Raw genomic sequence first — 6,013 nt, 5'->3', positions numbered from 1 at the left:
CAGCGGTGGTCGGTGCGTGCGATCGGCGTGCGGCGTCGCAGGTCATGTGGCGGAGCCACCTGTCCTGCGGTGCCGTGCGACGAGCGTGCGTGCCGGGCGCCGGGGCGCAGGCGGGGAACTCAGAACAGGCCCTAGGTCCCCCGGTCAGCTGTCTGCCGCGGCCATGGCCGCGCCGACGATGCCCGCGTTGTTCTGCAGCTCCGCGGGGATCATCTCGGCCCGCACATGGTCGATCAGCGGCAGGAACTTGTCCGCCTTGCGGCTGACTCCGCCGCCGATGATGAAGAGCTCGGGCGAGAACAGCATCTCCACATGGGTCAGGTACCTCTGCACCCGGTGCGCCCAGTGGTGCCAGCTCAGGTCCTCGTCCTCCTTGGCCTTCGTGGAGGCGTGCTTCTCGGCGTCGTGTCCGTTCAGCTCCAGATGGCCGAGCTCGGTGTTGGGCACGAGCTGCCCGTCGATGAAGAGAGCGCTGCCGATCCCCGTACCGAACGTCAGCATGATCACGGTCCCCTTGCGGCCGCGCCCGGCGCCGAACGTCATCTCGGCGATTCCCGCCGCGTCGGCGTCGTTGAGGACGGTCACCGGAAGGCTCAGCTTGTTGCTGAGGAGGGTGCGGGCGTCGGTGTCGATCCAGCCCTTGTCGACATTGGCCGCTGTACGGGTGACACCGCCGGTGACCACGCCCGGGAAGGTGATGCCGACCGGTCCCGACCAGCCGAAGTGGCCGACCACCTCGGCCACGCTGTCGGCCACGTCCTTGGGCGTGGCCGGGTGCGGTGTCAGTACTTTGTGGCGCTCCTGCGCCAGGTCTCCGCGGTCCAGGTCCACGGGAGCACCCTTGATCCCGGATCCGCCGATGTCCACGCCGAAGATCTGCATGCGACCCACGGTACGGGCCCGCGGCGCACCGCGCCCCACTTCCCGGGGCACACGGACCCGCACCCCGGGGTTGATACGTCGGTGAGAGGCCTCTTACTTCGCGGAGAGTGCTTCGGCCTCTGCGCGCAGGTCCCGGCGGAGCTCCTTGGGCAGCGAGAAGGTGATCGACTCCTCGGCCGTCTTCACCGTCTCCACGTCCGCGTAGCCACGCTCGGCCAGCCACTCCAGGACGCCGTCGACCAGCACGTCGGGGACGGAGGCGCCGGAGGTGAGGCCGACCGTGGTGACGCCCTCCAGCCAGGCCTCGTCGATCTCGTGCGCGAAGTCCACCAGATGGGCTGCGGGGGCGCCCGCGTCGAGGGCGACCTCGACCATGCGGATCGAGTTCGAGGAGTTCTTGGAGCCGACGACGATGACCAGTTCGGCGTCCTCGGCCAGCTTCTTCACCGCGATCTGGCGGTTCTGCGTGGCGTAGCAGATGTCGTCGCTCGGCGGCGAGAGGAGCTGGGGGAACTTCTCCTTCAGCGCGTCCACCGTCTCCATCGTCTCGTCGACCGAGAGCGTGGTCTGGGAGAGCCAGACGACCTTCGACTCGTCGCGCACGGAGACATGGGCGACGTCCTCGGGGCCGTCGACCAGGGTGATGTGGTCGGGCGCCTCGCCGCTCGTGCCGATGACTTCCTCGTGGCCCTCGTGGCCGATCAGGAGGATGTCGTAGTCCTCCTTGGCGAACCGGACCGCTTCCTTGTGGACCTTGGTGACCAGCGGGCACGTCGCGTCGATCGTGGCGAGCTTGCGCTCGGCGGCCTCGGCGTGGACGGTCGGTGCGACGCCGTGCGCGGAGAACATCACGATGGAGCCCTCGGGGACCTCCGCGGTGACGTCGACGAAGATCGCGCCCTTCTTCTCCAGCGTCTGCACGACGTACTTGTTGTGCACGATCTCGTGGCGGACGTAGATCGGGGCCCCGTACTGCTCCAGGGCCTTCTCGACGGCGATCACGGCACGGTCCACGCCCGCGCAGTAGCCACGGGGCGCGGCGAGCAGGACGCGGCGTGTGGCGCCCGCACTCGGGTCGGTGGCGGGTGACGGGCTGGGCGTAGCAGTCATGCGTCCCATCGTAAGGCCGTGCCGAACAGGCGCGGGATCAGCCGGGTCGGGAGACTTGCCCATACGCGACGTACGCCCCGTACGCCCCGTACGCGACCGTGTCCGCGCGATCTACGGAGGGCTCATGGCCGGCAGCAGTACGGACCGGGCGGGACTGCACCGGACGCTCGGGTTCCGGGATCTGGTGGTGTACGGGCTGCTGTTCATCGCGCCCATGGCGCCTGTCGGGATCTTCGGCACGCTCGACGCGAAATCGGGCGGTGCGGTCGCGCTCGTGTACGTCGTGGCGACCGTCGTCATGGCGTTCACCGCCTTCAGCTACGCCCAGATGGTGCGGGTCGTGCCGCTGGCCGGTTCGGTCTTCGCGTACGCACGCAAGGGGCTCGGGGAAGGGCCCGGGTTCATCGCCGGGTGGATGGCGATGCTGGACTATCTGCTGATCCCGGCGGTCGCCTATCTCTTCTCCGGGATCGCGATGAACGCGCTGGTGCCGTCGGTGTCGCGGTGGGTCTGGACGGCGCTCGCGGTGGTCGTCACCACGCTGCTCAACCTGTGGGGGGTGCGGGCTGCCGCCCGGGTCGGCTTCGCGGTGCTCGCGATGGAGATCGCGGTGCTGTCGGTGTTCCTGGTGTCGGCGGTGGTCGTTCTCGTGCGGGACGGGGCGCAACGCGGCTGGTGGACGCCGCTCACCGGGGACTCCGGCTTCTCGACGACGGCGGTGCTGGGCGCGGTATCGGTGGCCGTGCTCTCGTACCTGGGCTTCGACGCCATCGCCTCGTTCGCGGAGGAGGCCACCGGCGGCTCGGAGAAGGTGGCGCGGGCGGTGCTGTTCTGTCTGGTGCTCGCGGGGGCGCTGTTCGTGGCGCAGGGCTATCTGGCGGCCCTGCTGGAACCGATGACGTCGGCGGAGCTGGCCGCCGCTCCGGCCAGGCAGGGGTCCGCCTTCTACGACACGGTGGACTTCGCCGTCGGCACCTGGCTGCACGACCTGGTGGCGGTCAGCAAGGCGATCGGGGCGGCGTTCGCGGCGCTGGCCGGGCAGGCGGCGGCGGGGCGGCTGCTGTTCGCGATGGCCAGGGAGCGGCGGCTGCCCACGCTGCTGGCCCGGGTCGACCCGCGGTCCGGGGTGCCGCGGACCGCCGTCCTGATCGCCGCGGGCGTGACGCTGGTGGCGGCGGTGTGGGCGGCCCGGCGCGCCGACGGCCTCGACCGTCTGGTCTCGGTGGTCGACATCGGGGCGCTGACGGCGTTCGTACTGCTGCACGCGTCGGTGATCGGCTGGTTCGCCGTGCGCCGGATGAATGGGCCGCCCAGCTGGTGGCGGCACGTGCTGGTGCCGGTGGTGGGTGCGGGGGTGCTGGTCGCGGTGATCGCGGAGGCGGCGGCGAGCGCTCAGGTGGTGGGGGTCTTCTGGCTGGCGGTGGGGCTGGTGGTGCTGGCGTTGCAGTTCGGGCGACGCCCGGCTGCATGACGGCCTCCCCGCACTCGCTGTCGTGGGGGAGGTCGTAAGGGGTCTCTCGCGTGTCGTGGGGCTGCCTCGTTGTCCGTGGCGGCGGATACGCTCGCTCGCATGGCTCTCAATACGTCCGCGGAAGCTCCGCTGCCCGTCGGCGAGGTGTCACGGCTGATCGGGGGATGGATCGACCGGCTCGGCGCCGTCTGGGTCGAGGGGCAGATCACGCAGTTGTCGCGACGGCCGGGTGCCGGGGTGGTGTTCCTGACACTGCGCGACCCGTCGCACGACATCTCCGTGAGCGTGACCTGCTTCCGACAGGTCTTCGACCGGATCGCGGATGTGGTGACGGAGGGTGCGCGGGTCGTCATCCTCGCCAAGCCCGAGTGGTACGCACCCCGCGGCCAGCTGTCCCTGCGGGCCACCGAGATACGGCCGGTCGGCATCGGCGAACTGCTGGTCCGGCTGGAGCATCTGAAGAAGTCCCTGGCCGCGGAGGGGCTCTTCGCCCTGGACCGAAAGAAACCGCTGCCGTTCCTGCCGCAGCTGATCGGTCTGGTCTGCGGTCGGGCGTCCGCGGCCGAACGCGACGTGCTGGAGAACGCGCGGCGGCGCTGGCCCGCGGTCCGGTTCGAGGTGCGCAACACCGCGGTGCAGGGCGTGCACGCGGTGAACCAGGTGGTCCAGGCGGTGAAGGAGCTGGACGACCTGCCCGATGTCGATGTGATCATCGTGGCGCGCGGCGGCGGCAGTGTGGAGGACCTGCTGCCTTTCTCGGACGAGCAGCTCATCCGTACGGTCGCCGAGTGCCGCAAGCCGGTGGTGTCCGCGATCGGGCACGAGCCGGACTCCCCGCTGCTCGACCTGGTCGCGGATCTGCGGGCGTCCACGCCGACGGACGCGGCGAAGAAGGTCGTGCCGGACGTGGGCGAGGAGCTGGACCGGGTGCAGCAGCTGCGGGACCGGGCCCTGCGGACCGTACGAGGGCTGCTCGACCGGGAGGAGCGGGGACTGGCCCATGCACTGGGCCGGCCCTCCATGCAGCAGCCGCAGCGGATGGTGGACGAGCGTGCGGCGGAGGTCGACGCTCTGATCGGGCGGAGCCGCCGGGTGCTGGGCCATCTGCTGGACCGGGCGGACTCGGAGCTCGCCCACACCCGGGCACGGGTGGTCGCACTGTCGCCCGCGGCGACGCTGGAGCGCGGGTACGCGGTGCTGCAGCGGCCGGACGGTCATGTGGTCCGCTCCCCCGCAGACGCCGGGGCGCCGGGCGACGAGCTGCGGGCGCGGGTGTCGGAGGGCGAGTTCACCGTGCGGGTGGCCGAATGACGGACGCGCCGCCCCGCCGTTTCGGCTCGGACCTGGTTGTCGTACCTCACACATAGGGTGGATCACATGACGGACGACGCGACGACGGCACCTGCCGCCACGGACACGCTCGGGTACGAGCAGGCGCGGGACGAGCTGATCGAGGTCGTGCGGCGCCTGGAGGCGGGCGGCACGACGCTGGAGGAGTCGCTCGCGCTGTGGGAGCGCGGCGAGGAGCTGGCCAAGGTGTGTCGGCACTGGCTGCAGGGCGCCCGGGCCCGGCTGGACGAGGCGCTCGCCCAGCCCGGGAAGGAGCAGCCGGAGGGGCAGGGCGACGCGGGCTGAGTCCGGGCCCGGAATAGATCCGGCGCACCCGGTGGTTGTGCGCCTCGTCAGAAGTCGGGGCGGCCTGGCGCACTTCGCACACGTTTGTGGAGTGGATCACTCCGGTCCGGTTTTAGTTGAAAGTTAACCTAACCATCGCTTACGGTCGCCGTATCGCTTGATCCGTATTCGTCCGGAAGGTATTTCCGCAAGATGTCCCTCGCCCTTGACCCCACCGCCCAGGACCTCCTCTTCCGCGAGGCCCGCACCGCCAACACCTTCACCGACGAACCGGTCTCCGACGAGCAGGTCCAGGCGATCTACGACCTGGTCAAGTACGGCCCGACCGCCTTCAACCAGTCGCCGCTGCGCGTCATCCTGGTCCGCTCCGACGACGCCCGCGCGCGCCTCGTGAAGCACATGGCCGAGGGCAACCAGCCGAAGACCTCCACCGCTCCGCTGATCGCGATCCTGGCCGCCGACAACGAGTTCCACGAGGAGCTCCCGGCCCTGATGCCGCACTTCCCGCAGGCCAAGGACGCGTTCTTCTCCGAGCGCCCGGTCCGCGAGTCGTCCGCCGCGCTGAACGCCGCCCTGCAGGCCGCGTACTTCATCATCGGCGTCCGCGCCGCCGGCCTGGCCGCCGGCCCGATGACCGGCTTCGACGCCGCGGGCATCGAGAAGGAGTTCCTGGACGGCGACCACAGCCTGCTGATGGTCGTCAACATCGGCAAGCCGGGCGAGGACGCCTGGTTCCCGCGTCTGCCGCGTCTCGCCTACGACGAGGTCATCACGACCGTCTGAGCCATTCCAGCCGTACGGAGAGGGGCCCCGGAGCACGTGCTCCGGGGGCCCCCCCCGCCGCCCAAGGGGAGTTCACACCGCGGAAAAACAAAAAACACCAAAAGTGTTTGGTTTTTGGGGGTGTTGTTGTTA

General features: G+C 70.3%; 6 protein-coding genes. 4 read left to right on the top strand and 2 right to left on the bottom strand.

The window, feature by feature from the left end; all coding sequences use genetic code 11:
- Positions 1 to 144 precede the first annotated feature (144 nt).
- Both ppgK and AB0915_RS37945 read right to left on the bottom strand, forming a co-directional pair.
- Complete coding sequence (gene ppgK, locus AB0915_RS37950; protein ID WP_366695792.1) at positions 145 to 882, bottom strand: polyphosphate--glucose phosphotransferase; 738 nt, start codon at positions 880 to 882, stop codon at positions 145 to 147.
- A gap of 93 nt (positions 883 to 975) precedes the next feature.
- Positions 976 to 1,992: a 4-hydroxy-3-methylbut-2-enyl diphosphate reductase gene (locus AB0915_RS37945; protein ID WP_366695790.1), complete on the bottom strand. Its 1,017-nt coding sequence runs from the start codon at positions 1,990 to 1,992 to the stop codon at positions 976 to 978.
- A 124-nt stretch (positions 1,993 to 2,116) separates the two neighbouring features.
- On the opposite strand from AB0915_RS37945, the gene AB0915_RS37940 reads away from it, so the two are divergent.
- From AB0915_RS37940 to AB0915_RS37925, 4 genes are all read left to right on the top strand, one after another.
- On the top strand, positions 2,117 to 3,463 hold the full coding sequence (locus tag AB0915_RS37940; RefSeq protein ID WP_366695794.1) for an APC family permease: 1,347 nt from the start codon (positions 2,117 to 2,119) through the stop codon (positions 3,461 to 3,463).
- Positions 3,464 to 3,562: 99 nt separating this feature from the next.
- Positions 3,563 to 4,774 carry an exodeoxyribonuclease VII large subunit gene (gene xseA / locus AB0915_RS37935; RefSeq protein ID WP_366695788.1) on the top strand — a complete coding sequence of 404 codons (1,212 nt, stop codon included), beginning with the start codon at positions 3,563 to 3,565 and terminating at the stop codon, positions 4,772 to 4,774.
- Between the two features lie 66 nt (positions 4,775 to 4,840).
- Positions 4,841 to 5,098: an exodeoxyribonuclease VII small subunit gene (locus tag AB0915_RS37930; RefSeq protein ID WP_366695786.1), complete on the top strand. Its 258-nt coding sequence runs from the start codon at positions 4,841 to 4,843 to the stop codon at positions 5,096 to 5,098.
- 192 nt (positions 5,099 to 5,290) lie between these two features.
- A complete protein-coding gene (locus AB0915_RS37925; protein ID WP_366695784.1) occupies positions 5,291 to 5,881 on the top strand; it encodes a malonic semialdehyde reductase in 591 nt (196 codons plus the stop codon).
- Positions 5,882 to 6,013 lie beyond the last annotated feature (132 nt).

The sequence above is a fragment of the Streptomyces sp. NPDC048411 genome (assembly GCF_040704695.1).
Classification (GTDB): Bacteria; Actinomycetota; Actinomycetes; order Streptomycetales; family Streptomycetaceae; genus Streptomyces.
This window is presented reverse-complemented; position numbering and strand designations above follow the sequence as displayed.

Bases quoted from the DNA above. Each gene is read 5' to 3' on its own strand.
- AB0915_RS37930 (WP_366695786.1), top strand. From the start codon at position 4,841: ATGACGGACGACGCGACGACGGCACCTGCCGCCACGGACACGCTCGGG.
- xseA (WP_366695788.1), top strand. From the start codon at position 3,563: ATGGCTCTCAATACGTCCGCGGAAGCTCCGCTGCCCGTCGGCGAGGTG.
- AB0915_RS37940 (WP_366695794.1), top strand. From the start codon at position 2,117: ATGGCCGGCAGCAGTACGGACCGGGCGGGACTGCACCGGACGCTCGGG.
- ppgK (WP_366695792.1), bottom strand. From the start codon at position 882: ATGCAGATCTTCGGCGTGGACATCGGCGGATCCGGGATCAAGGGTGCT.
- AB0915_RS37945 (WP_366695790.1), bottom strand. From the start codon at position 1,992: ATGACTGCTACGCCCAGCCCGTCACCCGCCACCGACCCGAGTGCGGGC.
- AB0915_RS37925 (WP_366695784.1), top strand. From the start codon at position 5,291: ATGTCCCTCGCCCTTGACCCCACCGCCCAGGACCTCCTCTTCCGCGAG.